This window comes from Labrenzia sp. PO1, assembly GCF_012273635.1.
In the GTDB taxonomy this organism is placed as follows: Bacteria; Pseudomonadota; Alphaproteobacteria; order Rhizobiales; family Stappiaceae; genus Roseibium; species Roseibium algicola.
Genome location: NZ_JAAXCR010000001.1, coordinates 1,300,908 through 1,324,967, shown reverse-complemented (window position 1 = coordinate 1,324,967; position 24,060 = coordinate 1,300,908). Strand labels below are relative to the sequence as shown.

General features: G+C 60.3%; 24 protein-coding genes. 16 read left to right on the top strand and 8 right to left on the bottom strand.

Features of this window, described 5'->3' with window-relative positions:
- The first annotated feature begins 91 nt into the window (after positions 1-91).
- From HCG46_RS06195 to hypE, 10 genes are all read left to right on the top strand, one after another.
- A complete protein-coding gene (locus HCG46_RS06195) occupies positions 92-1,972 on the top strand; it encodes an NAD(P)H-dependent oxidoreductase subunit E (protein WP_168685149.1) in 1,881 nt (626 codons plus the stop codon).
- Entirely contained in the window at positions 1,969-2,697 is a 729-nt protein-coding gene (locus HCG46_RS06190; protein WP_062487256.1) for a 2Fe-2S iron-sulfur cluster-binding protein, read from the top strand. Before HCG46_RS06195 ends, HCG46_RS06190 begins: the two co-directional genes overlap by 4 nt.
- Complete coding sequence (locus HCG46_RS06185) at positions 2,694-3,263, top strand: NADP oxidoreductase (protein WP_055656289.1); 570 nt, start codon at positions 2,694-2,696, stop codon at positions 3,261-3,263. The genes HCG46_RS06190 and HCG46_RS06185 overlap by 4 nt, the downstream gene beginning before the upstream one ends.
- Positions 3,264-3,274: 11 nt before the next feature.
- On the top strand, positions 3,275-4,717 hold the full coding sequence (locus tag HCG46_RS06180) for a Ni/Fe hydrogenase subunit alpha (RefSeq protein ID WP_082809895.1): 1,443 nt from the start codon (positions 3,275-3,277) through the stop codon (positions 4,715-4,717).
- 207 nt (positions 4,718-4,924) lie between these two features.
- Positions 4,925-5,383: a hydrogenase maturation protease gene (locus tag HCG46_RS06175; protein ID WP_168685147.1), complete on the top strand. Its 459-nt coding sequence runs from the start codon at positions 4,925-4,927 to the stop codon at positions 5,381-5,383.
- Positions 5,376-5,717, top strand: a complete 342-nt coding sequence (hypA, locus tag HCG46_RS06170) for a hydrogenase maturation nickel metallochaperone HypA (protein WP_168685145.1) — start codon at positions 5,376-5,378, stop codon at positions 5,715-5,717. Before HCG46_RS06175 ends, hypA begins: the two co-directional genes overlap by 8 nt.
- On the top strand, positions 5,717-6,538 hold the full coding sequence (gene hypB / locus HCG46_RS06165) for a hydrogenase nickel incorporation protein HypB (protein WP_205838376.1): 822 nt from the start codon (positions 5,717-5,719) through the stop codon (positions 6,536-6,538). The genes hypA and hypB overlap by 1 nt, the downstream gene beginning before the upstream one ends.
- A gap of 12 nt (positions 6,539-6,550) precedes the next feature.
- Complete coding sequence (locus tag HCG46_RS06160) at positions 6,551-6,820, top strand: HypC/HybG/HupF family hydrogenase formation chaperone (protein WP_168685143.1); 270 nt, start codon at positions 6,551-6,553, stop codon at positions 6,818-6,820.
- Complete coding sequence (gene hypD, locus HCG46_RS06155; RefSeq protein ID WP_168685142.1) at positions 6,817-7,968, top strand: hydrogenase formation protein HypD; 1,152 nt, start codon at positions 6,817-6,819, stop codon at positions 7,966-7,968. The genes HCG46_RS06160 and hypD overlap by 4 nt, the downstream gene beginning before the upstream one ends.
- Positions 7,969-8,012: 44 nt before the next feature.
- Complete coding sequence (gene hypE, locus HCG46_RS06150) at positions 8,013-9,002, top strand: hydrogenase expression/formation protein HypE (protein ID WP_168685629.1); 990 nt, start codon at positions 8,013-8,015, stop codon at positions 9,000-9,002.
- 249 nt (positions 9,003-9,251) lie between these two features.
- Here hypE and HCG46_RS06145 read toward each other — a convergent pair whose 3' ends face one another.
- The 8 genes from HCG46_RS06145 to HCG46_RS06110 all read right to left on the bottom strand — a co-directional run bounded on the left by HCG46_RS06145 (position 9,252) and on the right by HCG46_RS06110 (position 16,744).
- The gene (locus HCG46_RS06145; protein WP_152505618.1) at positions 9,252-9,527 is read right to left on the bottom strand and encodes an amphi-Trp domain-containing protein; all 276 of its coding nucleotides are present in this window, start codon (positions 9,525-9,527) and stop codon (positions 9,252-9,254) included.
- Positions 9,524-10,888 carry a metallophosphoesterase family protein gene (locus HCG46_RS06140; RefSeq protein ID WP_209009324.1) on the bottom strand — a complete coding sequence of 455 codons (1,365 nt, stop codon included), beginning with the start codon at positions 10,886-10,888 and terminating at the stop codon, positions 9,524-9,526. The genes HCG46_RS06145 and HCG46_RS06140 overlap by 4 nt, the downstream gene beginning before the upstream one ends.
- 14 nt (positions 10,889-10,902) lie before the next feature.
- Positions 10,903-11,604: a histidine phosphatase family protein gene (locus HCG46_RS06135; protein WP_168685138.1), complete on the bottom strand. Its 702-nt coding sequence runs from the start codon at positions 11,602-11,604 to the stop codon at positions 10,903-10,905.
- Positions 11,601-12,701, bottom strand: coding sequence for an HprK-related kinase B (locus HCG46_RS06130; RefSeq protein ID WP_055656270.1), 1,101 nt, complete (start codon positions 12,699-12,701; stop codon positions 11,601-11,603). The genes HCG46_RS06135 and HCG46_RS06130 overlap by 4 nt, the downstream gene beginning before the upstream one ends.
- Positions 12,698-13,588, bottom strand: coding sequence for a GAK system ATP-grasp enzyme (locus HCG46_RS06125; RefSeq protein ID WP_168685136.1), 891 nt, complete (start codon positions 13,586-13,588; stop codon positions 12,698-12,700). The genes HCG46_RS06130 and HCG46_RS06125 overlap by 4 nt, the downstream gene beginning before the upstream one ends.
- On the bottom strand, positions 13,581-15,215 hold the full coding sequence (locus tag HCG46_RS06120; RefSeq protein ID WP_168685134.1) for a phosphotransferase: 1,635 nt from the start codon (positions 15,213-15,215) through the stop codon (positions 13,581-13,583). Before HCG46_RS06120 ends, HCG46_RS06125 begins: the two co-directional genes overlap by 8 nt.
- Positions 15,208-15,666: an NUDIX domain-containing protein gene (locus HCG46_RS06115; protein ID WP_075281942.1), complete on the bottom strand. Its 459-nt coding sequence runs from the start codon at positions 15,664-15,666 to the stop codon at positions 15,208-15,210. Before HCG46_RS06115 ends, HCG46_RS06120 begins: the two co-directional genes overlap by 8 nt.
- 208 nt (positions 15,667-15,874) lie before the next feature.
- Positions 15,875-16,744: a MurR/RpiR family transcriptional regulator gene (locus HCG46_RS06110; protein ID WP_023003093.1), complete on the bottom strand. Its 870-nt coding sequence runs from the start codon at positions 16,742-16,744 to the stop codon at positions 15,875-15,877.
- A 148-nt stretch (positions 16,745-16,892) separates the two neighbouring features.
- Between HCG46_RS06110 and HCG46_RS06105 the strand changes: the two genes are divergently transcribed.
- From HCG46_RS06105 to HCG46_RS06080, 6 genes are all read left to right on the top strand, one after another.
- Complete coding sequence (locus tag HCG46_RS06105) at positions 16,893-17,690, top strand: N-formylglutamate amidohydrolase (RefSeq protein ID WP_209009322.1); 798 nt, start codon at positions 16,893-16,895, stop codon at positions 17,688-17,690.
- On the top strand, positions 17,683-18,279 hold the full coding sequence (locus tag HCG46_RS06100; protein ID WP_023003095.1) for a TRAP transporter small permease subunit: 597 nt from the start codon (positions 17,683-17,685) through the stop codon (positions 18,277-18,279). Before HCG46_RS06105 ends, HCG46_RS06100 begins: the two co-directional genes overlap by 8 nt.
- Positions 18,279-19,619, top strand: coding sequence for a TRAP transporter large permease subunit (locus HCG46_RS06095; RefSeq protein ID WP_023003096.1), 1,341 nt, complete (start codon positions 18,279-18,281; stop codon positions 19,617-19,619). Before HCG46_RS06100 ends, HCG46_RS06095 begins: the two co-directional genes overlap by 1 nt.
- Positions 19,620-19,737: 118 nt before the next feature.
- Positions 19,738-20,787 (top strand): TRAP transporter substrate-binding protein, encoded by a 1,050-nt coding sequence (locus HCG46_RS06090; RefSeq protein ID WP_023003097.1) that lies wholly within the window; start codon positions 19,738-19,740, stop codon positions 20,785-20,787.
- 123 nt (positions 20,788-20,910) lie between these two features.
- A complete protein-coding gene (locus tag HCG46_RS06085) occupies positions 20,911-22,278 on the top strand; it encodes a glutamine synthetase family protein (protein ID WP_168685132.1) in 1,368 nt (455 codons plus the stop codon).
- Between the two features lie 225 nt (positions 22,279-22,503).
- Complete coding sequence (locus HCG46_RS06080; RefSeq protein WP_075281939.1) at positions 22,504-23,892, top strand: aldehyde dehydrogenase family protein; 1,389 nt, start codon at positions 22,504-22,506, stop codon at positions 23,890-23,892.
- Positions 23,893-24,060: the final 168 nt, after the last annotated feature.

Here is a 24,060-nt window from a genome sequence, read left to right as displayed (position 1 = left end):
CGGCAGGGCGCAACACCAGCCAATCGCGCCGGACGGAACGGTCATCGCCTACGCGGGTGCAATCTGCTTTGGGTATCAGGAGGGAGGGGCCATGGACAACGGGCACAAGACCGGGAACGGGGTCTCCACGGCCATCTGCGGAACCGCGCCTGTTCCTGCCGAAGAGATCGAAGCGATCTGCGCGCAATTTGGCAACGACAAGCACCGAATGCTCGACATCCTGCGCGAGGTGCAGGACCGCTACCGCTGCATCGCCCCGGCCACCATGGACCATATTGCCGCCGCTACCGGTCTCACCCGGATCGAGGTGGAGGGCGTTGCCAGCTTCTATTCCTTCCTCTCCCTGGCGCCGAAAGGCAGGGTCACCATTCGGCTGTGTGACGATATCGTTGACCGGTTCTCCGGGGTGTCAGAGGTTGCCTGTGTTTTTGAAGAGGAGCTTGGGCTCAAAATCGGCGAAACCAGCAACGACGGTGCGTTTTCGCTGGAATACACTCCTTGCATCGGCATGTGCGATCAGGCACCGGCCGCGATGGTCAACGACATCGTCCTGACGAAACTGACGCCGGAGACCGCGCGCAGCGCTGCGCAGGCGCTGAAGGCGGGCCGAAGCCCGGAGCAGTTGATCAGCGAAAGGTTCGAGGCGCTGACACCTTCCGAACGCGCCTTGCATATGGTCGACAACAACATCCGCCATGCGGGTGAAGTGCTGTTGGGGCCTGTTCCAGAAGACGCCGGGCTTGCCAAGGCGGCCACGATAACCCCGACGCAGATCATCTCCGCGATCGAGGAAAGCGGGTTGCGCGGCTGTGGCGGTGCAGGCTTTACCACCGGCCGCAAGTGGCGGTTCGCGGCCAGTGAACGTGCCGAGAAGCACTTCGTCATCTGCAATGCCGATGAAGGCGAACCGGGCACTTTCAAGGACCGCGTTCTCCTGACCGAACGGCCGCATCTCCTGATCGAAGGCATGACTATAGCGGCAAGGGCTGTCGGTGCGCGCGAGGGTATCCTTTATCTGCGCGGCGAATATGTCTATCTGCGCGAGCTTCTGCTTCAGGTTCTGGAAGAACGACGCCGGCGCGGTCTTCTCGGCAAGGACATTCTGGGCGTTAAGGGCTTTGATTTCGATATCCGCCTGCAGCTTGGCGCGGGCGCCTACATCTGTGGCGAGGAAGGTGCGCTTATCAGCTCCTGCGAGGGTCTGCCGGGCGAACCCAAGACGCGGCCGCCGTTCCCGGTTAACCGCGGCTATCTCGGGTATCCGACGGTGGTCAACAACGTGGAGACCTTCTGTCATGCCGCGCGCATTCTCGACAAGGGGGCGGCATGGTTCAATGCCATGGGCATGGAAGGCTCGCACGGCACCAAGCTCTTCTCCGTCTGTGGCGATTGCCTGAACCCGGGTATCTATGAACTGCCTTACGGACACACGGTCCGGGAACTGCTGGCGATGGTCGGCGGCGAGGATGCCGCCGCGGTTCAGGTTGGCGGACCGAGCGGCACGATGATCGCCCGCGACAGCTTTCACCGCAAACTGACGTTCGACGACCTTGCGACCGGCGGGGCGGTCATTGTCTTCAACGGCGAGCGCAACGTTCTGGAAATCGTCGAATACTACATGTCCTTCTTCGTGCATGAGAGCTGCGGCTACTGCACGCCTTGCCGGGTCGGCAATGTCTTCCTGCAGAAGGCGATCCAGAAGTTCCGCAAGGGGCTCGCGAACCCGGAGGACATCGACTACCTCAAGGACCTCTCCGGTACGATCATCGAGACCAGCCGCTGCGGTCTCGGCATGACGTCTCCCAACCCGGTTCTCACCACCTTGAAGAACTTTCCGCTGGTCTATTCGGCGGTGATCAAGCCGAGCAAGGACGGCATCCGCGATACGTTCGACATCCAGTCGGCCATCGACGGGGCACGCAAGATCGCCAAGCGCCGCTCCTATATCTTCGACAAGGATTTCACCCAATGAGCGGCACGAAGAGAGAGACTGGCTTCACCTTCACCATCGACGGGGTGGAGATCACCGCCTACGCGGGCCAGACCATCATGGAAGCGGCCGACGAAGCCGGGGTCTATATCCCGCGCCTGTGCGATCACGAAGGCCTGCGCCATCAGGGCAGTTGCCGGGTCTGCACGGTGAAGGCGGGCGGGCGCAGCGTTGCCGCCTGCACCCAGCCGGCGGCGCCGGGGCAGGCGGTGGAAAACGAGACACCGCGCCTGACCAAGATGCGCCGCGACCTGGTGGAAATGCTGTTTCATGAGGGCAATCACCTTTGCCCGATCTGCGAGGCCAGTGGCAATTGCGAGCTTCAGGCGATGGCCTACAGGCTGGACATGACGGAAGCCACCAGGTTTCCCTATCTGGAACCGTGCCGGGCGCTGGATGCTTCCCATCCCGACATCGCGCTGGACACCAACCGCTGCATTTCCTGCGGACGCTGCATCCGCGCGTCTCAGGACGTCGATGGCAAGGGCATCTTCGGTTATGTCGGACGGGGCATTCATCGTCGGGTCGCGGTCAACGGCGAGAACCTTGCCGATACCGATGCGGAGGTGACCGATCACGCGATTTCGGCGGAGGTCTGCCCGGTCGGCTGCATCATCCGCAAGCGCGTCGGTTTCGCCGTTCCCATCGGCGAGCGGGAATTCGATCATGGCCTGATCGGTCACGACATCGAGGAGAAGCGCAAATGAGCGAGCTGCCCAAGGCCCGGATCGCGACCGCTTCTCTTGCCGGCTGTTTCGGCTGTCACATGGCGATCCTGGATATCGACGAGCGCCTGATCGAACTGATGCAGCTTGTCGACGTCGACCGCTCGCCGCTTACCGACAAGAAGCGCTTCACCCAGCGGTGCGACATCGGCATCATCGAGGGCGGCTGCTGCAACGAGGAAAATGTGCATGTGCTGCATGACTTCCGGCGCAACTGCGATGTGCTGATCGCGCTCGGCCAATGCGCGATCATGGGTGGGCTGCCGGCCATGCGCAACGCGATCATGCATTCCGATGCGCCGCTGCGCGAGTGTCTGGACGAGGCCTATATCACCGGCAAGTACATCCGCAACACGACCCACAACGTGCCCAACGACCCGGCTCTCCCGCTGCTTCTGGACGAGGTTTATCCGTGTTCCCAGGTGGTGGAGATCGACTACCAGATCCCCGGCTGTGCACCCAGTGGGGACATCATCTTCGACACGCTTTCCAAGCTGCTGACCGGCAAGTTCCGGGGCTTCGAGCGTGAAATGATCAAGTTCGACTGAGGGTGATGGCGATGACTGAACCCAGACTGATTGAAATCTCTCCCGTTACCCGCGTGGAAGGCCACGGCAAGGTGACGATCCACCTCAATGCGGAAAACGAAGTGGATGAAGCCCGGCTGCACATTGTCGAATTTCGCGGCTTCGAGCGGTTCATCCGAGGCCGGCTGATGTGGGAAGTGCCGGTGATCGTGCAGCGGCTTTGCGGCATTTGCCCTGTCAGCCACCATCTGGCGGCAGCGAAAGCCATGGACATGATCGCCGGTGTCGACCAGTTGACGCCGACGGCGGAAAAGATGCGCCGGCTGATGCATTACGGCCAGGTGATGCAGTCCCACGTGCTGCACTTCTTCCACCTGGCAGCGCCCGATCTTCTGTTCGGCTTCGGTGCGCCTGCGGAAAAGCGCAACATCTTCGAGGTGATCAAGGAGAATCCGGAACTCGGCAAGCGCGCCGTCCTGATGCGCAAATACGGGCAGGAAATCATCGAGGCGACGGCAGGCAAGAAGGTGCACGGCACCGGCGCCATTCCCGGTGGTATCAACCGAAACCTGCCCATTGAACGGCGGGATCATTTTCTTGCCTCGGTGGACCAGATGATCGAATGGTCCCTGGATGCGGTGAAACTCGCCAGGAACTACACACTGGAGCATGAAGACCTGGTCGCCGAGTTCGGTTCGTTCCCCTCCAACTACATGTCACTGGTGCGCGAGAGCGACGGGGCGCTTGATCTCTATCACGGCAACCTGCGGGCTCTCAGCTCCACCGGAGACATGATCTTCGATCAGGTGCCTTACACGAAATATCACGAGCTGATTGTCGAGGACGTGCGCTCTTGGTCGTACATGAAATTCCCTTTCATCACGACGCTTGGTCCGGATGTCGGCTGGTATCGGGTCGGGCCATTGGCACGCATGAACACGGCTGCCTTCATCGACACGCCTCTCGCCGATGCAGCCCTGAAAGACCTCAAGGCCGTGACGTGCGGTACGCCGAACAATTCCACGCTGGCCAATCACTGGGCGCGGATGATCGAGGTTCTGCATTGCGTGGAGAAGATCCGGGAGCTTCTGAACGACCCGGATCTGCAAGGAACGGATCTGATTGCCAAGGGGGACCGGCGCGAGGAAGGCATCGGCGTGATCGAGGCTCCGCGTGGCAACCTCATCCACCATTACAAGGTCGATGAACATGACCAGGTTACCTATTGCAACCTGATCGTCTCCACGACCCATAACAACGAGGGCATGAACCGCGCGGTGAAGGATGTTGCGGTCAAGCATCTTTCCGGCAAGGAGCAGATCACCGAGGGCATGCTCAACCATGTCGAAGTCGCGATCCGCGCCTATGATCCATGCCTTTCGTGTGCCACCCACGCTCTCGGTCAGATGCCGCTGCAGGTAGAGCTGTTCAATGCGGATGGCGCGTTGGTCGACAGCCGGACGCAGTGTGTGTGAGCGTGGGAGGTTCGACGATATGACAGCCTCTCAGATCGTCCACCCGGACGCAGCAAAGCGGAGATCCGGGATCGGCGAGTTCGATACTCTCTTTCGGGAAATGAATTGCCGAGAAATCTGTGCCTCCCCGATCCCGGCTCGCGCTGCGCTTGGCCGGGATGACGCTGGAAAGGGTTTTTGTAGGAACTCTGAAGAGAGGACGTCTTCATGCTTCTGATCGGATATGGCAATCCCGGGCGGGGCGATGACGGGCTTGGGCCGGCCTTGTCCGAGGCTATCGCCGTGCGCGGATTGCCGGGGTTGGAGGTCGATACCGATTATCAGCTCGTCGCCGAACATGCGCTGGCGGTCTCAGAGCACGATGTGGTGATCTTCGTTGACGCGGAGATCGGTGCCGCGGGACCTTATTCGTTCCGGGAAATCGCGCCGGGTGCACCGGAAGTGCTTGGCAGCCACAGTCTGATTCCGCAGACTGTTCTGGCTCTTTGCGATACCCTTTATGGCGCCCGACCGAAAGCCTTCGTGCTTGGTATCTCCGGCTATGAATTCGGTGAGGTAAAGGAAGGGCTGTCCGACAAGGCAGCTGCCAATCTGGCTGCAGCCGAGGCTTTCTTGCTGGAGTGGCTGCAAAAGGCAGATCAGCAGAGGGAGGCAGCCCATGCATGAAATGTCACTTTGCGAGAGCATACTCGACATTTTGAAGGATCAGGCGGCGAAGGATAGCTTTACCCGGGTGAAGCGGGTCGCGGTCGACATCGGACCGCTGTCTTGCGTCGAACCAGAGGCGCTGAAATTCGGATTCGACGTCGTCATGCGGGGCTCACTCGCCGAAGGCGCCATTCTGGAAATTTCCAGGCCTTCAGCCGAGGCGCTATGTCTTTCCTGTTTCAAGACCGTGCAGCTGAACACACGGTTCGATTGCTGCCCGGAATGTGGTTCGGAAGCCCTGCAGGTTGTCAGCGGGGAAGAGCTGAAGATCCGGGAACTGGAGGTGGTGTGATGTGTACGGTATGCGGTTGCAGCGGGTCTCACGAACATGACCATGAGCATCACCATGGACACGCCCATTCACATGACGCAGGTCATGTCCATTTCGGCGAAGGGGAAGCCGGCGTTTCCGTTCCGGGCATGAGCCAGGCACGGCTGATCCAGATCGAAACCGATATTCTGGGCAAGAACAATTCCTATGCGGACAACAATCGTGCCTTGCTGGCCGCAAAAGGCGTTCTGGCACTCAATCTTGTTTCAAGCCCCGGCTCCGGCAAGACAACGCTGCTTGTCGAAACCTTGAAGCGGATGGCGGGCAGGATCCCGGCTGCGGTCATCGAAGGTGATCAGCAGACGTCAAACGATGCCGAGCGGATCCGGGAAACGGGAGTACCTGCCATTCAGATCAACACCGGCAAGGGGTGCCATCTGGATGCACATATGGTCGGTCATGCCTTGGAGAAGTTGCCGCTGGACGAAGGCAGCGTGCTTTTCATCGAGAATGTCGGCAACCTGGTCTGTCCTGCGGCATTCGATCTCGGTGAAGCCCTCAAGGTGGTGATCCTTTCGGTGACTGAAGGCGAGGACAAGCCGCTGAAATACCCCGATATCTTCGCCAACGCCGACCTGATGATCCTCAACAAGACCGACCTTCTGCCGCATGTCGATTTTTGCGTCGGCGCGGCGATCAGGAATGCACGACGGGTCAATCACAAGATCCAGGTCCTACAAGTGTCGGCGCGCACTGGCGGTGGCCTGGAAGGCTGGCTAGTCTGGCTGGACGGTGCCTTGAAGACGCAGGCAGCGCACGCACGCGGTCTTGCTGCGGAATAGGAGTTCTCCGTCATGTGTCTCGCCATTCCCGCAAGGGTGGTTTCCGTCGATAGCGACGACATGGCAACCGTCGCTCTGGAAGGGATCCGGAAACCGGTCTCGACAGCTCTCCTGGAGGAGGTGGCCGTTGGCGACTATGTGCTCGTCCATGTCGGCTATGCCCTGCACAAGCTCAGCGAGGAGGAAGCCGAACGGACCCTTCAGCTTATGGCGGAAGCCGGTGTTCTTGCCGTGGAGCTGGAGGAGATGGCGGGCGAGCCGGTGGTGGGGACGGGCGCATGAAATACATCAAGGAATTTCGGGACGGCAAACTGGCGCAAAAGCTTGCCCTTGCAATCCGGCAGGAAGCTGATCCGGACCGGCGTTACCATCTGATGGAATTTTGCGGTGGGCATACTCACGCCATTTTCCGTTACGGAGTGCAGGATCTGGTTCCGCAAAATGTCGAGTATGTGCATGGGCCGGGCTGCCCGGTCTGTGTCTTGCCGGTACGGCGTCTCGATGATGCGATCGAGCTGGCACTGAAGTCGAATGTTATCCTGACCACCTATGGCGACATGATGCGGGTGCCGGGCACCAAGCAGAAGAGCCTGATCCGGGCCAAGGCCGAAGGCGCCGATATCCGGATGGTCTATTCGACCCAGGATGCGCTGCGGATTGCGCGCGAAAATCCGCAACGGCAGGTGGTCTTTTTCGCCATCGGCTTCGAGACGACGACGCCGCCAACGGCGGTCGCGATCCTGCAGGCAAAGGCGGAAGGCCTGAAGAATTTCTCCGTCTTCTGCAATCACGTTCTGACACCGCCTGCCATCGCCCATATCGTCAACGCTCCGGCAGAGCCAGGGGAGCCGCCGGTTAAGATTGACGGTTTCCTTGGGCCTTCTCACGTCAGTTCGGTCATCGGTTGGGCGCCGTACCAACCGGCAGCGCGGGACTTCAGGAAACCCGTCGTCATTGCCGGCTTTGAGCCGCTCGACGTGATGCAGTCGACCCTGATGCTGATCCGCCAGATCAACGAAGGCCGGCATGAAGTGGAAAACCAGTACACCCGGGTCGTCACGAAGGAAGGCAATCGCAAGGCCCAACGGCTGGTTGACGACGTTTTGGAGTTGCGCCGGACCTTTGAATGGCGCGGGCTGGGCTATGTTCCTGACAGTGCCCTGAAAATCCGAGAAGCCTATGTCGACTTCGATGCCGAAGAGCGTTTTGCACTCAGCCCGAAGGAGTCGCGCGAAGTCAAATCCTGCGAATGTCCCGCGATCCTGCGCGGAGTGAAGAAGCCCACGGAATGCAAGCTGTTCGGCACGGTTTGCACGCCGGACAATCCTATGGGGGCCTGCATGGTTTCCTCTGAAGGTGCCTGCGCCGCATACTGGACCTATGGCCGCAAGCGCGAGGCGATTGCCGCCGCCAAGGGAGCCGCGGCGTGACCAGCATCGATCCGCAGGCAAAATTCCGTACCGGCGCTGTCGACATGACCCATGGCGGCGGCGGCCGGGCCATGGCCGTCCTGATCGAGGACCTGTTTCACCGGCATCTGAAAAATACAATCCTGGACCAGGGCCATGATGCGGCGGTGCTTGAAGTGCCGCCAGGTCGTCTTGTCATGTCGACCGATGCCCATGTGATCTCGCCGCTGTTCTTTCCAGGTGGCGATATCGGATCGCTGTCGGTCCATGGCACCTTGAACGATGTAGCCATGGCCGGTGCGAGGCCGGTGTCGCTCACCGCGAGCTTCATACTGGAAGAAGGGTTCCCGCTGGCAGATCTGGAACGCATTGTCATATCCATGGCGCGCGCTGCCCGTGAAGCCGGAGTGCCGGTGGTTTCCGGCGATACCAAGGTGGTTGAAAAGGGGAAGGGCGACGGGGTCTTCATCACAACGACCGGTGTTGGCGTTCTGCCGGAAGGCGTTTCGATTTCTCCCGCTGCGGCCAAGCCAGGTCAGGCAGTTCTCCTGTCCGGCACTATTGGCGATCATGGTGTTGCCATCCTGTCGAAACGGGAAAACCTGACCTTCGAAACCGAAATCCAGTCCGACAGTGCAGCGCTGCATGGCCTCGTCGGTTCGATGGTCGACGCGGTGCCGGGCATTTCGGTTCTGCGGGATCCGACCAGGGGGGGACTGGCAGCTGCGCTGAACGAAATCGCTCATGCTTCGAAGGTTGGCGTGATGCTCGACGAGGGTGAGATCCCTGTTCGCCCGGATGTGGAAGGGGCCTGCGAGCTGCTCGGTCTCGACCCGCTTTATGTCGCCAATGAAGGCAAGCTGATCTGCATCTGCGAGGCGTCTGATGCAGACCGGTTGCTGGAGATCATGAAGGCTCACCCGCTGGGTCAGAACGCTGCGAAGATCGGCGAAATCGTGGAGGACACCGATTGCATGGTGGTCATGAAGACCGGCTTCGGCGGCTCCCGTGTTGTCGACTGGCTCTCGGGCGAGCAACTGCCGCGCATCTGCTGAGGGCCGCATTGGCCCCAAGGCTTTTTCCCAATCCGATGCTTGTCATCCCGGTTTGGCGCAGCCAGGACGGGATCCGGTACACACCGGCCTTTGTGTTCCTCCAGAAGAGGCTGCTTTGTTTTCTCAGCCAGGGACTTGAGAGGACGCGCTCGCAGCGCGACTCATGACCGGGTTCCGGATCTGCGGGCGGCTGCGCCTTCCTGGTCCGGAATGAGGGTGAGGGGGTAAGAAGATTGGTGGAGCTTGTCCCTATCCGCCCTTTACCTTCAGCTTGCCATTGTCCTTCTTGTCCTGGCCATCATTGGCCCATGTGATGCGCAGGTCCAGGCGGGACTGGTCGTCTTCCGTGGTGGCTGTCACCCTGATGGCCAGCAGACCTTTCGGGTGCAGGGTAATCTCGCCGGTGTCGTCACCGAATTGCAGCTCGCCCTTGGCGATGCCACGCTTGACGGCGTCGAGCAGTTTCTGGATCGATTTCCTGTCCTGCAGGGACTGGTGCCGGAAACGGCCCTTGCGTTCCATCATGACGACAATCCGTGTTGCTGGAGAATGTGCGCCGGATTGAACAGCTTGGCGTGGGGATAATCCCGGCTGATGCCGACGATGTTGCCATCCGGGCAGATGATCGTGGCGCCGGTGCCAATGCCTTCAAGGCCTTCGGAGCTTCTGGAATGCCGGTCGAGCGTGATGTCCGCTTCCAGATGCAAGAGGCCGTGCTTGGACGTCAGCTCCTGTCCGCTGTGCCTGTTGACGTGCCCCTGTACCAGCATCCTGATGCCGGCAAGATGGAGATCGTCTACGCCGGTTTCGGTCAGGGGATGGTCCACATCCCGGTATTTCGTGCGCATCAGATTGGCGATGGTGCCGGAGTAGAACACGAAGGGATCCTTCCGGCTTTCCTTCCGAAAGCGGCGATTGACGTGGGCCACACCTTTTGCCGAAATCTGGGACGCCATGTGATCATCGATACCGGCATGCACGAACAGCAACGATCCGCTCTGATGCACGGCCTTGAGGCTTTGAAAGAACCAGGCGTAGCGTCCGCCGGGTTCAACGAAGAGTTCCCGGCATTTGAGCGCGGCAGCATACAGCTGACGAATGGTAAGGCCGACTTCGGCGGCGTGTTCCGCGAACTTGTCCGCCTTCTTCTTGAGCCGCTGCATTTCCTTGCGGATGGCCGCGTCACTCAGATAGCGTGAGGCTGCCTTCGGAAATTGTCTGGTCCACTTCTTTCCCGGAACCATCAGCGATAGGCAGGTTTCCTCGTCGGGCAGCATGGCGAGGTTGGCCGAGCTGCCGACATACCGCTCGTGTACTTCCTTCAAGAGCGGCATCACCTTCTTGCCCATGCGAACGAACATATGGGCGTTGAGCGAGCTGCGCTTGACCGTCAGGGCTTCGAGACCGAGGTAAAGCCGCAGGTCGTGGTTGCCGGCGAGGATGACGACATCGGCGCCGGTTTTCAGAAGGGCGCTGAGGCTGTCGAGAAGGTCCAGATTGCTGGGGCCCTTGTCCAGGCAATCGCCACCGATGATGAACTGGCAGCTTCGGCCGAAGGGCGTCAGGTGAAAGTCGCTCAGACCATCTCCATTGCGCTGGATTGCCCGTGCCGCCGTCAGGGATCTCAACAGGCTTTCCGCATCCGCATGCAGGTCGGAAATGAAGATCACCGGCTTTTCCGGCCAGTCCCAGGGGCCAAGAGCATTTGCCCGGGCAAGGCTGCCGACAACACCGGGAAGGGTGCTTTCGGTGGTGAACTGGCCGAGGCGCAGATTCCCGATGGGCGCCAGTGGCCAGGGGACACAACTTTCGGGCAGGCCGAGATCAATGGCTTCCGCCTGGTCCATCGGCGGCAGAAGCGGGGTCAGTGGCAGATGGGTCATCATGGCAGCAATCCGGTTCAATCCGTTGCGGTTTCAAGAGGCTGGCGCTGTTTCCAGTCGCCGCCGTGGTGCGTCCAGGTGCCGTTCTCGTCCAGTTTCAGGACTAGGGCACGGGCGTGGTGCATGCTGAGCTGGCGGATCTGGTCGAACGACAGAACGCCGAGGCAGTGGGCGGCATGGCGTATGGAAGCGCCGTGTCCGACGAAGATCCGGGCATTAGGCCCTGCCTCGTCATCCAGATCTGTCATCTTCTGATCCATGAACGCAGCCACCCGCTGTCCGGCTTCCATCAGGCTCTCAGCGCCCTGGACCGGCAGTCTGTGGTGGCTGTTCGACTTCCAGTCGCCCGGCAGCGAGGCGGTGCGTGGATCGTCTGCTATCACCTGCTCGATTTCCCGCAAGGTCAGGTTGGCAAGGGCACCGACACTGCGTTCGGCGAGAGCTTCATCCTCGGTGATCGTGAAGTCCGATCCGAGGACTTCACCAAGCGACTGGCCAAGAAGCGCTGCCGTCTGCCAGGCTCTGAGCTGGCGTGAACACAAGATCTCCGGTGCCAGCCGGATGCCTTCCTGCCGCGCGATGTCTGCAATCTCGGCGCCAAGTTCTTGTGCCTGCACCTTGCCAGCATCGGTCAGGCCATAGGGCTGCAGGGCACTCGGCGTGTCCGGTTTTTGATTGTAAGCGCCATGACGCACCAGGATGGCGAAGCGGTCTGTCATGGCGTTTGTCCCAGCAGCTCTGCACCGGCTTCAAACAGGGCGTCGAAATCGATCAGTCCCTTCACTTCCCACACCTGAACACCTTCGAGCGCCCCCAGATAGGCCTCTGTGTCGAGCGGTGTTTTCATCGGCCAGAACGGGCCTTGCGGCGTCTGGTAGAACGGGCCGGGGTTCTTCATGATCGCCGACAGAAGATCCGGCCGGTCCTTCAGATCCGTCTTGCTTACTTCGGTCGCGTCGGCGCTGTCGCGGGACCAGTTCAACACCCAGAAATCTGTCAGGCGCGCATCGTGGGAAATGCGCCCGGGACCATAGATGTCATCGATGAAGAGGTCGTATTTTTCTTCCAGGTGCCAGAGTTCGTCCGGTTCCAGGTTGCGCAGTTCCTCCTCGCGCTCCTCGTCGATAAGACCGGTCAGCCGTGCATTGGTGACGATGGTGCCCGGGTTGATGCGCGGCAGCTTCGGAATGCCGAGCGCATCGGTACTGTTGCCGGCATTGCGCACGAGAAGGCGGTCGTTGGTGACATACTGCGTGCCGGTGAGCTCCATCAGGCGCAACATCGAGGTGGACTTGCCGCCGCCGGAAAGGCCCGATATCGCAAGCCCCCTGTTGGGGGTGCGGACAGCCGCTGCATGACAGGCGACCCACCCCTGCCGCTGGAAGTGATTGAGAAACTGGGTGTTGATGAAGTTGATCACCTGGTTGGGGTGATCGTCCGTAGGGCCAAAGGCGATCGCCCAGTCGGGGGATTGCAGGAACTGCAGACCCGTGCGGACCTTCAGGATCAGGCGCCCGTTTTCAAGGTCGCAGACCGCATCCTTGCGGCCGGACTTTCCCGTTTCCCGCTCCCAGTCGGTGTACTCCGGGTCGAAGGGCAGTTCCATGGATCCGAGCACATGGACGATCCTGTCCGGTTCGCTCGGCGCGGAAATCACATGCTGGAAATAGCGCAGCAATTCGGCCAGAAGCGCCGAAGAGGTGCATCTTACCTCGACCACATGGCCGCCGACCGTGAGGCACACCGGATCGCAGTTTCGCGTTTCCCGAGCCGGGGAAAGAGCGTCCACAACGTCCTGGACGGTTATGCCGGTCATCCGCGCACCTTTTCAATTACATGGTTGGCGTAAAGCTTGGCAGCGTCGATGCCGGCGCCTTCCAGAGCTCCCTTGAAACCACCGAAGGCCGAGACCTCAAACACGACCGGTCCGTTGTCCGTCAGGCCGACATCCACGGTGGTGAAGTCGAGATCGAACGGTTCCTGCGCGCGGCGCGCCAGTTCGATCAGGTCGGCATCAGGTTCGAACGGTTCGTATTTGCCGCCGTGAAGGATGGTCGTGTTCCAGCTGTTTGTCTGGGCAACGCGGGCATAGGTGCCGAGATAGGACCCGCCGAGGAAAACCATGCCGAGGTCCCTGCCGGAAAGATTGACCTTCTTCTGCAGGTACATCACCGGATTGTCGGCCTTGAACGCGGCAATCTTGTGCCGGAGGGCTGCTTCGCCTTCAGTGGCATCCATCAGCGTCATGCCGCGGGCCTTTGTCGAAAACAGGGGCTTGAACACCGCACTGCCGAACCGCAGGACGGCGGCCAGTGCTTCGTCTTCGCTTTCGCTCACGCAGGTGGCTGGCATGGGAATGCCTGCATTGGCCAGGGTCACGGTGCAGCTCAGCCGGTTGACCAGGCCGAGAATGGACCTTGTGCTGGAAAAGACCTTGGTGCCGCTGGCCTCGGCAAGGCGCAACATCTCCAGCCGGTCCAGCGTTGCGGGGCTGTAGGTCTGGCTGATCTTCTTGGCCACGATGCCGTCGAGGCTGCAAAGATCGATCTGCCCAGCCATCAGCGCCCTGGCTTCCAGATCCAGAACGACGTCGGCCATGTCGACCACGCAGCGAAAACCTGTTTGTGCTTCCAGGGCGTCCGCCAGAACTTCCGTCGACCATTTGCCGGGTATGCCGACAACGCCGATCCTGAGGTCAGTCAACGAAGATCTCCTTCATTTGCAGGCGGAACCGGGCCTCGGCGCCAGGCGGGCAGGCAAGGGCCTGTTCGATCAGGTAGCGGGCACGCAGCCACATGCGCCGGGCATGGGACTTGTCCAGAATGAACCGCGTCGACGTGGCAAAGGACCGGGCAAGGCCAAGGGCAAGCCGATATTCGAACGTGTCGTCACCCTGCTTGCGGGCGAAGGCTCTTACGGATTTGTAGAATGCGAGAGAGACATCGCTGATCCGCCGACGTGTTTCCCTGTCGAGCACCTGAAGCCGGTAGTTCGAAACCATGAACACGGACACGTCCTGAACGTAGTCCATGTAGCGGGAGCGATGCAGATCGACGAAGTGGATCCGGTTCTCGCCGGGGTCGTAGATGATGTTGTCGACGTTGAAGTCACCGTGGATATAGACGGAAAAGGGAGCGGTTACCCTTGCCTCGCGGTCGGCTGCCTGGGTGATCAGGGCGTCGAGCGAGGGAAGGGTCTCTCCCGCGAAATGGATGCCGGTTTCCTTGAATTCCGGGTGAACCCTGCGGACGTCTCCAAGGCGTTTGCCAAGTTGCTGCATGCTGCCGAGATCCGCCGGTTCTGCAGTCCGCGTCTGCTTCCAGACGTCTTTCAGCGTGCGGGAAAGACTGGCAAGTGCCTGGTTGCGCAGGGCGTCGCCTTCGTTCAGGACGATGTGCTCGAAGGTCAGGCCAGGCAAATGTTCGATCAGGAGCGCTGCCGACTGGTCGCGTTTGCGGTAGGAAAGGATTTTCGGGGCAAGGCCTGGATAGATGGAATGCCAGCTTTTCACGCCCTGGCGCTCTTCCTTGACCTTGCTCTTGTCGCCATCCTTGAAAACGGCCGTAACCGTTTCGGTCTTCTTGTCCTTGATGGCGGAGATGGAGCTTCCCGACCTGGTTTCGGCAATCGTTTCGATGGTGACATCGTCGCTGGCCGTGTCCAGGTCCGACATCAGGCCTTGCAGGGCGAAATAGCGTTCGAAATTGACTGCCTGTCCGATGTTGGCGGAAATCAGCGCTTCGCTTATGGCCCGCAGGGATTCGCCCATGCGCTGGAATTCGCTGGCGACCAGCAGGCTGTTGGCGATGTCGGCCGGCAGCCGGTCCGGGTTGCGCATGTCGCGTGTGTAGGCCTTGAAGAGCTTGCGGTAGTCAGCCTCGATCTTGTTCTGGAGCTGGCCGATCTCTATGGCCTTTTCACTGTCCCTGCTGAGAAGGGCGTCCTCGATGCGGGCAACGCCTTGCCGGACACGACTGACGATCGCGGGATAACGTTCAGGTTCGAGCGTTACAAAGGTTTCGATGCGCTCTGCATGGCGCAAGGATTGGCGCACCAGGTTGGCGATGCGCTGAAGATCGGTGGCGACAAACTCAAGGCTGCGCAGGGTAAGATGTTTGCGATCGTTCTTTCTGGCTCCGGCCATCTGCTGGACACAGGCCGCAAGAATCCGGCTCTTCAGGTTATGGGCGTATCCGGCACGGTCCATGATCCGGCGTGCCGTCGCTGCCGTCGGTTCCTTGAAGAAGGCTTCAAGCTGTATGAGCTGACCATCGATTTCCGCGCACAGAAAACGGAGATTTTCCCGAATGGTCTTTGGGGCATTAATCATTATGGGGTCCGAGATAGACTTCGGGCTCCCGCGTACAGCCAAGTGAAAACAGTTTTGTGACATAAAGCGGACGTAGCTGTTGAGCTTCGTCGAAACCTATCCAGCGTGTCCCGACCTGATGCGGGTCCGGGCGTGGTCCCAATACCGGTTGGTAGTCTTCGGCAACGCTGCAGGCGAAAATGAAATCGAGCTGGTGCTGATATTCTCTTGCGGCCTGTTTGCGCCGATGAACTTCCGCCACATGCATCAGGTGCGACACGGTGATTGCGGCACCGATTTCTTCCACGCATTCGCGCTTCAGGCAGGCTTCAAGCGTTTCGCCCGGGTCCTGCTTGCCGCCGGGCAGAGTGAAGTACCGGCCTTTGACGGGGTGTCGCTTGTCTTGCACCAGCAGCCGGTCACCCCGGCGGATAAAGGCTCTTGGTGTTGAGCGGATGACGGGCCGAAACACGGCACCTTTTAGGGGCGCGTCACTTGCGATGGATCTCGCTCCCTGTTCAGGCCTGCCGGTTCGGGACCTGCCAGACCGGCTGGCGCAGCTTCTGTCAGGGGCCCGCTTCGGCTTTCAGCAGGGCCGTGATGGGGCGAGTATAGGTGAGTCGCTCACCGCGAGCGAACCGATCTTCGACTGTTCACGGTTTCAAGTGGTTCCAGGCCGCTCAGATATCCGGCCCCATGGCGCGACCTTCTGTCGAGGGGTCGATGTCGTTGCGCAATTTCTCCAGTGCGCGCATGCGCTCCTGGGCCCGCTTCTGGTTCTCACGGGTGACGCCGGTGATGAGCACTTCGGCAATCGCCATGAGCGCCAGCGAGGAGTCCCATGGGGAAGGGACCGCGACGCGGGCAGGCAGAACGAAGGTTGCGATGCGGCCGACCGGTGACATCCAGCTATCGGTGACAAGGGCCACGGTCGCACCCTGTCGGGCGGCGGCTTCGGCAAACTGGATGATTTCAGCCTGGTAGCGCCGGATATCGAAAACGACGACCACGTCCTTCGGACCGATGCCGATGAGCTGGTCCAGCCAGTTGCCCTGCTGGCCGGCGACGTGATTGACGTTGGCTCGCACGATCCGCAAATGCGCCGCCATGTAACGGGCAAGGCCATCGGTAAAGCGGCCCCCGATCAGGTGCACATGCTTGCGTTCGTCCGACAGCAGCTTGACGAGGCCGGTGAGTTCGCCTTTCGGCAGATGGGCAAAGGTCTCGCGCACGTTTTCCAGAAGCTGGCTGACATGGGGGTCGCCGACCGGGTCGTCTTCCATGTTGGCACTGCGGGCGAGTGGCGAATTCAGCTGGCTTTCCAGTTCGCCGCGGAGTTTGCGCTGAAACTCGGCGAAGCCGGGAAAGCCCAGGCGGCCGACGAAGCGCAGGATGGTGGGGGAACTGACCCCCGCGGCCTCTGCAAACTGGGCGACGGTGCCCAGTCCCTGCATCGGGTAATTGGCCAACAACGCATGCGCCGCCTTCTTTTCCGTGGCGGTGAATTCGTCCAGACGGTCGCGAATATCTTCCAGAAGAGGACGTTCCATGGTCGTCGGCCTTTATGACGGTCCGCGGCACTGAATTTCATTTGACAGCCGCTGCAATCTGCGTATCAAATATTACAGAAGTTAGTTAAGTCGGCAATCCTGTAATAAACATTACAAAATGCAGGGCCGATCTTTCAGGGAGTAGGGAATGGGTTCGAATCCCCAGACCGGAGGAATGACTCGGGCTGTCGCCGTTGAAAATGCGGAGGGAGCGGGGCCTTTCGTTTTTGTCTGCGATCACGCTTCCAACTTCTTTCCACCCCCCTACGATACATCGCTCGGTATTACCGATGCGGACAAGATTGCGCATATCGCGTGGGACCCGGGAGCGCTCGGCGTTGCCAGGGGGTTGGCCAAGAGCCTTGATGCGCCGCTGGTCCATACCACTGTGTCGCGCCTGATCATCGACTGCAATCGCGAGGAAAACCGGCCTGACCTGATCCCGTGCCTCAGCGAAACCACCAAGATTGCGGGCAACCAGGACCTGTCGGCCGATGAGAAGACCTTCCGTCTGGACCTTGCGCACCGGCCGTTTCACGACGCCATCGACAATGTGATCAGCCAGCGTCTCGAGCGCGGGCTGCCGACAGCGGTGGTCTCCATCCATTCGTTCACACCGGTTTACAAGGGCCAGTCCCGTCCCTGGGAAATCGGCCTCATCTACGACAAGGACCGGCGTCTTGCCGATCCGGTCCTGGAGGGCCTGAAGGCCAAGGGTGGTCTGACCGTTGGAGACAACGAGCCGTACGCTCCGTCCGATGGTGTCTATTATACAATCCGCCGGCACGGCGAGGATCGCAAGCTGCCTTGCCTGATGATTGAAATCCGCAACGACGAAGTGAAGACCTCGGCAGAAGAAGCGCAGTGGAGCGATCTTCTGGCGCCCCTGCTGGAGCACGCCGCGCAAGCCGTTGGCGGGCAGACGCAGGGAGAAGCCCATGCTTAAGGCTGCCCGCGTCTATATCTGCATCGTCGACGGCTTCAATCGGGGTCTCGGCAAGATAATCATGTGGGGGGTCTTCGTCATGGCGGCGATCCTTCTGTGGTCGTCGATCTCCAAGACCTTCTTCAATCCATCGCTCTGGACACTGGAAGTCGCCCAGTTCGCGATGGTTGCCTATTACATTCTGGGCGGGCCCTATTCCATACAGCTCGGCTCCAATGTGCGCATGGATCTGTTCTATGCCGAGTGGAGCGCCAAGAAGAAGGCCTGGTTCGATGCCTTCACGGTGCTGCTGCTGATGTTCTATCTCGGTGTGCTGCTCTATGGCGCGTTGAATTCCACGGCGTACTCGCTTGGCTATTTCGGCAAGGACTCGCTCAGCTTCTGGTGGGACCTGTTCGTTTCCTTCATCACCGGTGGTCCTGACGCGGCGGCTGAAAAGCTCGGCTATATCGAGCGTAGCCCGACGGCCTGGCGGCCCTATCTCTGGCCGGTCAAACTCATAATGATCATTGGATTTGTTTTGATGCTGCTGCAGGCCGTCTCGGAATTCATCAAGGATATCGCCCTGATCAAGGGAGAGACGCTCTGATGTCATACGAGATGATCGCTCTCCTGATGTTCTCGTCGATGATGCTGATGCTCCTGACGGGGCAGCGCGTTTTCGGCGCCATCGGTGGCATTGCCGCAATCGCCGCTCTGGCCCTTTGGGGCACTGGCGGTGGCGACATTCCGTTCTCCGCGGCCATGAAGCTGATGAAGTGGTATCCGCTGCTGACGCTGCCGATGTTCATCTTCATGGGCTATGTGCTGTCGGAAACCAAGATCGCCGACGACCTCTACAAGATGTTCCACGTGTGGATGGGCCCGCTCAATGGCGGTCTGGCTATTGGCACGATCCTGCTGATGGTCCTGATTTCCGCCATGAACGGTCTGTCGGTTGCCGGCATGGCCATCGGTGCGACCATCGCGTTGCCGGAACTCCTGAAACGAAAATACGACAAACGGATGGTCACGGGGGTAATCCAGGCCGGGTCGTCGCTTGGCATTCTGGTGCCACCGTCCGTGGTGCTGGTGCTTTATGCGATGATCGCGCGCGCTCCTGTCGGCCAGCTCTGGCTGGCGGGGGTCGTTCCTGGTCTGATGATGGCAGCCATGTTCGTCGTCTACATCGCGATCCGCTGCAAGATCCAACCTGAACTCGGCCCTGCGTTGACGAAAGAAGAGCGCGACGCCTCCAAGGACGAGAAATATCATCTGCTTCTGGCAGGCATCCTACCGATCATCATCTTTGCGGTGATGATGGTACCGTTCGTCAAGGGCTACACCAGCCTGGTGGAAAGCTCGGCCATTGGTGCTCTGGCCGCCCTGGTGGCTGCCATCATCCGTCGCCGGATGACCTGGGATATCCTGAAGCTTTGCCTGAAGAACACGCTCGGGATTTCGTGCATGTTCATGTGGATCATCCTTGCCGCCCTCGGGTTTGGCGCGGTGTTTGACGGTCTGGGCGCGGTCAAGGCCATCGAGAGCCTCTTCACCGAACAGCTCGGCCTGTCGCCGTGGATGATCCTGATCCTGATGCAGCTGTCCTTCCTGGTGATGGGCACCTTCCTGGACGATACGGCGATGCTGGTCATCGTGGCACCGCTTTACGTGCCTCTGGTCGCAAGCCTTGATCTGGGAATGCCGGCGGGCGAAGTTCTGATCTGGTACGGGGTGCTCTACACGATCACCACGCAGATCGCCTACATGACACCGCCCTTTGGCTACAATCTATTCTTGATGCGGGCGATGGCGCCCAAGGAAATCAGCATGCGCGACATCTACGGTTCGATTACGCCGTTTGTCGCGGTGATGGTCCTGGCGCTCGTCCTCGTCATGGTTTTCCCGCAAATTGCCCTGTGGTTGCCGGATCTGGTTTACGGCAGGTAGCGAGGAACGGGACAAGAAGACAACGTCCGGAGGAAAAACGGAGTTGGACCGCGGACTTACGAGAGCCGGAAAACGGCCGCACCGCTTTAGCTGAATGTGAAACTTAGGGGAACTTGAGATGACCAACAGACGTGAGTTTCTGAAAAAAGCCGGTATCGGCACTGCCGCCGCCGCCGGAGCGACCACCCTTGCGGCTCCGGCCGTGCATGGCCAGTCGCAGATCAAATGGCGCCTCCAGACCTATGCCGGTCCGGCGCTCGCCGAACACGTGATCAAGCCGCATATCGATGCCTTCAACAAGGCCGCCAACGGCGAGATGGTGATCGAGCTCTACACCGCCGACCAGCTGGTGCCGACGGGCGAACTGTTTCGCGCCATGCAGCAGGGCACGATCGATGCCGTTCAGTCGGACGACGACAGCATGGCGTCCCCGACCGAAGTCACCGTCTTCGGCGGCTACTTCCCGTTCGCTTCCCGTTATTCCCTCGACGTGCCGGTGCTGTTCAACCAGTACGGCCTGAAGGAAATCTGGGAAGAGGAATATGCCAAGGTTGGCGTGAAGCACATTTCCGCAGGTTCCTGGGATCCGTGCCACTTTGCCACCAAGGACCCGATCCGTTCTCTGAAGGATCTTGAAGGCAAGCGCGTCTTCACCTTCCCGACAGCCGGCCGTTTCATGAGCCAGTTTGGCGTCGTGCCGGTCACCCTGCCGTGGGAAGACATCGAGGTTGCCGTTCAGACCGGCGAACTCGACGGCATTGCCTGGTCGGGCATCACCGAGGATTACACCGTCGGCTGGGCGGATGTGACCAACTACTTCCTCACCAACAACATCTCGGGTGCGTGGGCTGGTTCGTTCTTCGCCAACCAGGAACGCTGGAACGAGCTTCCCGATCACCTGAAGACCATGCTGCAGCTTGCCATGGATGCGTCGCACTACTATCGCCAGTGGTGGTACTGGGGCGGTGAAGCCAACCTGCGCGTCAACGGCACCAAGATGGAGCTGACCTCCATTCCGGACGCCGAATGGGCAACGGTTGAAGAAGCCGCGATGGCCTTCTGGGACGAGATCGCAGCTGAATCCCCGACCAAGGCAAAGGTCGTGGAGATATTCAAGAAGTACAATCAGGACATGAAGAAGGCCGGCCGGCCTTACCGCTATTCCTGATAGAAACCCGGACCGTGCCGGCCATCGGCAGGCACGGTCAGATCTGCCGGTCCGGAGCGACCCCTCCGGACCGGGATTTTCCGGAATTCAATTCTCGACCGCTCAACCTGGAACAACCGTAAAATGCCTGGCAACCTGACCTTTGATGCACTGAAGTCTCTCGTCTCATCCGGCGAGATCGACACGGTGCTGACCTGTATCGTCGACATGCAGGGACGGCTGATGGGCAAGCGTTTCCACGCCCAGCATTTCGTCGACAGTGCCTATCACGAGACCCATTGCTGCAACTATCTGCTGGCAACCGACCTGGAGATGTACACGGTCGAAGGCTATGCGGCGACGAGCTGGTCCGGCGGGTACGGCGACTATGTCATGAAACCGGATCTTTCCTCCCTGCGGCGGGTGCCGTGGCTGGAAGGCACGGCCATGGTGATGTGCGATATCCTCGATCACCACACCCACAAGGAAGTGCCGCATTCCCCGCGCGCCATGCTAAAATCGCAAGTCGCGCGTCTGGAGGAACTCGGACTGACTCCGATCATGGCGACCGAACTGGAATTCTTCCTGTTCGAGAAAAGCTTTGAGGATATGCGCAAGGGCGGCTACCGCGATCTGGAGCCGATTTCCGGTTACAACGAAGATTACCACATCCTGCAGACCACCAAGGAAGAGGATGTGATGCGCCCGGTGCGCAATCACCTCTATGCCGCCGGCATCCCGGTCGAGAACACCAAGGGTGAGGCCGAAGCCGGGCAGGAAGAGCTCAACATCAAGTATGCACCGGCACTCGACACGGCCGAATATCACACCATCGCCAAGCATGCGGTGAAGGAAATTGCCTGGGCAAAAGGGCGTTCCGCGTCGTTCCTTGCCAAGTGGCATCATTCCCGCGTCGGGTCTTCGTCCCATGTGCACCAGTCGCTGTTTGACAAGGACGGCAACAACGTCTTCGTGGATGCCAAGGGCGAATACGGCATGTCCGAGACCATGCGCCACTACATGGCCGGGCTCATCAAGTATGCGCCGGACTATACCTATTTCCTGGCGCCCTACATCAACAGCTACAAGCGCTTCCAGAAGGGCACCTTCGCGCCGACCAAGACTGTGTGGTCGGTCGACAACCGCACCGCCGGCTTCCGGCTCTGCGGTGAAGGGACCAAGGGCCTTCGCGTCGAGTGCCGCATCGGCGGTTCCGACCTCAATCCCTATCTGGCACTGGCGGTTCAGATCGCTGCCGGCATCAAGGGCATGGAAGAGAAGCTGGAACTCGACGCACCGACCACCGGCGACGTCTACGACGCCAGGAAGGCGAGGGAAATTCCGCACACTCTGCGCGAGGCCCGCGAGACCCTGCGCAAGTCGAAGTTCTTGCGTGAAGCGTTCTCCGACCAGGTGATCGACCACTATTCCCGCGCCGCCGAATGGGAGCTGGAGGAGTTCGACCGCGTGGTCACCGATTACGAGATTGCCCGCGGCTTCGAGCGGGCGTAAGAGGCGATGAAGCACTAGAAGGCAAGCTGCTTGGTTACCCCTCATCCTGAGGAGGACTGCTAGGTCCGTCTCGAAGGATGGGCGGCACACCGGACAAGCGGCCCATCCTTCGAGACAGCGCTCGCGCGCTTCCTCAGGATGAGGGAGGCGGGTGCTGAAAAACAAGAAATCGGAGCCAACCACTTTCAACAAACCGTCCGTAGAGGCGGTTCTGAGAGGTTCAAAATGTCAGATGTCATCAAGCTGATTTCCCCCATCGACGGTTCGGTCTATGCCGAACGCACGGCGCTGGACGACGCCGCGGTCGACCGGGTGGTTTCCACCGCACGAACCGCACAGGCAAGCTGGGCTGCCGTGCCGGTTGCCGAACGCGTTGCCTATTGCCTCAAGGCGCTGGAAGCGCTGAAGGCGATGAACGAAGAAGTCGTGCCCGAACTGGCCTGGCAGATGGGCCGGCCGATCCGTTTCGGTGGCGAACTCGGCGGCACCATCGAGCGCACCGAATATTGCGCGAAGATCGCTGCTGAAGCGCTGGCCGATGTGGAGCGCACCGACAAGGCGGGCTTCAAGCGCTACCTGCGCCGCGTGCCGCTCGGCATCGTCATGGTGATCGCGCCGTGGAACTATCCGTTCATGACGGCGATCAATACCATCATGCCGGCACTGATGGCAGGCAACGTGGTCGTGCTGAAGCATGCCGCGCAGACCCTTCTGGTCGGTGAGCGCCTTGCCAAGGCCTTCGAGATTGCCGGTCTGCCGAAGGGCGTTTTCCAGAACATCGTCCTGACCCACCAGGGTACGGAAAAACTGCTCGGTTCCGGTCTGATCGACCATGTCAACTTCACAGGTTCCGTCGGCGGCGGACGTGCCATCGAAAAGGCGCTGGCCGGTACCTTCGCGACGCTTGGCCTGGAACTGGGCGGCAAGGACCCGGCATATGTGCGGGCTGATGCAGACCTGAACTATGCGGTTGAGAACCTGGTCGATGGTGCATTCTACAACGCTGGCCAGTGCTGCTGCGGCATCGAGCGCGTCTATGTGCATGAAAGCCTCTACGACCGCTTCGTCGAAGGCTTTGTCGATCTGACCAGCCAGTACAAGCTGGGCAATCCGCTGGATGAAGCGACCACTCTCGGCCCGATGGCCCAGGCGCGTTTTGCCGCCTGGATCCGCGAGCAGACGCAAGAAGCTCTGCGCAAGGGCGCGAAGGCGCACATCGATACCTCCAAGTTCGAAGCCGACAAGGAAGGCACGCCCTACCTGGCGCCGCAGGTGCTGACGGACGTCAATCACCAGATGTCCGTGATGCGCGAAGAAAGCTTCGGCCCGGTCGTCGGCATCATGAAGGTGAAGGACGACGAGGAAGCGCTGCAGTTCATGAACGACAGCCCCTATGGCCTCACCGCATCGATCTGGACCGAAGACGTTCAGGCCGCTGCCGAGATCGGCGACAAGATCGAGACCGGCACCGTGTTCATGAACCGCTGCGACTATCTCGACCCGGCCCTGGTCTGGACCGGCGTCAAGGACACCGGCAAGGGCGCGGCTCTTTCCGAAATCGGCTTCCACAACCTGACCCGGCCGAAGTCGTTCCACTTCCGTCTGGAACATTGAGGCCGGTCTGACAAACGACCGAGCAAGCCCAGTTTCCTAGTCCCAAATCGGGCAGGGTGATTGAGCTTGCTCCCCTCTCCCCCCTTGAGGGGGGGGATGTCTCCGCAAGGAGACAGAGGGGGGGTGCCACCCCCTCGGCAAACTAGGCACCGGAATACACGCAGAGCC

Bases quoted from the DNA above. Each gene is read 5' to 3' on its own strand.
- HCG46_RS06090 (WP_023003097.1), top strand. From the start codon at position 19,738: ATGACCAACAGACGTGAGTTTCTGAAAAAAGCCGGTATCGGCACTGCC.
- hypE (WP_168685629.1), top strand. From the start codon at position 8,013: ATGACCCATGGCGGCGGCGGCCGGGCCATGGCCGTCCTGATCGAGGAC.
- HCG46_RS06175 (WP_168685147.1), top strand. From the start codon at position 4,925: ATGCTTCTGATCGGATATGGCAATCCCGGGCGGGGCGATGACGGGCTT.
- HCG46_RS06185 (WP_055656289.1), top strand. From the start codon at position 2,694: ATGAGCGAGCTGCCCAAGGCCCGGATCGCGACCGCTTCTCTTGCCGGC.
- hypA (WP_168685145.1), top strand. From the start codon at position 5,376: ATGCATGAAATGTCACTTTGCGAGAGCATACTCGACATTTTGAAGGAT.
- HCG46_RS06140 (WP_209009324.1), bottom strand. From the start codon at position 10,888: ATGATGACCCATCTGCCACTGACCCCGCTTCTGCCGCCGATGGACCAG.
- HCG46_RS06080 (WP_075281939.1), top strand. From the start codon at position 22,504: ATGTCAGATGTCATCAAGCTGATTTCCCCCATCGACGGTTCGGTCTAT.
- HCG46_RS06160 (WP_168685143.1), top strand. From the start codon at position 6,551: ATGTGTCTCGCCATTCCCGCAAGGGTGGTTTCCGTCGATAGCGACGAC.
- HCG46_RS06095 (WP_023003096.1), top strand. From the start codon at position 18,279: ATGTCATACGAGATGATCGCTCTCCTGATGTTCTCGTCGATGATGCTG.
- HCG46_RS06130 (WP_055656270.1), bottom strand. From the start codon at position 12,701: ATGACCGGCATAACCGTCCAGGACGTTGTGGACGCTCTTTCCCCGGCT.
- HCG46_RS06100 (WP_023003095.1), top strand. From the start codon at position 17,683: ATGCTTAAGGCTGCCCGCGTCTATATCTGCATCGTCGACGGCTTCAAT.
- hypB (WP_205838376.1), top strand. From the start codon at position 5,717: ATGTGTACGGTATGCGGTTGCAGCGGGTCTCACGAACATGACCATGAG.
- HCG46_RS06180 (WP_082809895.1), top strand. From the start codon at position 3,275: ATGACTGAACCCAGACTGATTGAAATCTCTCCCGTTACCCGCGTGGAA.
- HCG46_RS06110 (WP_023003093.1), bottom strand. From the start codon at position 16,744: ATGGAACGTCCTCTTCTGGAAGATATTCGCGACCGTCTGGACGAATTC.
- HCG46_RS06190 (WP_062487256.1), top strand. From the start codon at position 1,969: ATGAGCGGCACGAAGAGAGAGACTGGCTTCACCTTCACCATCGACGGG.
- hypD (WP_168685142.1), top strand. From the start codon at position 6,817: ATGAAATACATCAAGGAATTTCGGGACGGCAAACTGGCGCAAAAGCTT.
- HCG46_RS06135 (WP_168685138.1), bottom strand. From the start codon at position 11,604: ATGACAGACCGCTTCGCCATCCTGGTGCGTCATGGCGCTTACAATCAA.
- HCG46_RS06145 (WP_152505618.1), bottom strand. From the start codon at position 9,527: ATGATGGAACGCAAGGGCCGTTTCCGGCACCAGTCCCTGCAGGACAGG.
- HCG46_RS06105 (WP_209009322.1), top strand. From the start codon at position 16,893: ATGGGTTCGAATCCCCAGACCGGAGGAATGACTCGGGCTGTCGCCGTT.
- HCG46_RS06195 (WP_168685149.1), top strand. From the start codon at position 92: ATGGACAACGGGCACAAGACCGGGAACGGGGTCTCCACGGCCATCTGC.
- HCG46_RS06085 (WP_168685132.1), top strand. From the start codon at position 20,911: ATGCCTGGCAACCTGACCTTTGATGCACTGAAGTCTCTCGTCTCATCC.
- HCG46_RS06120 (WP_168685134.1), bottom strand. From the start codon at position 15,215: ATGATTAATGCCCCAAAGACCATTCGGGAAAATCTCCGTTTTCTGTGC.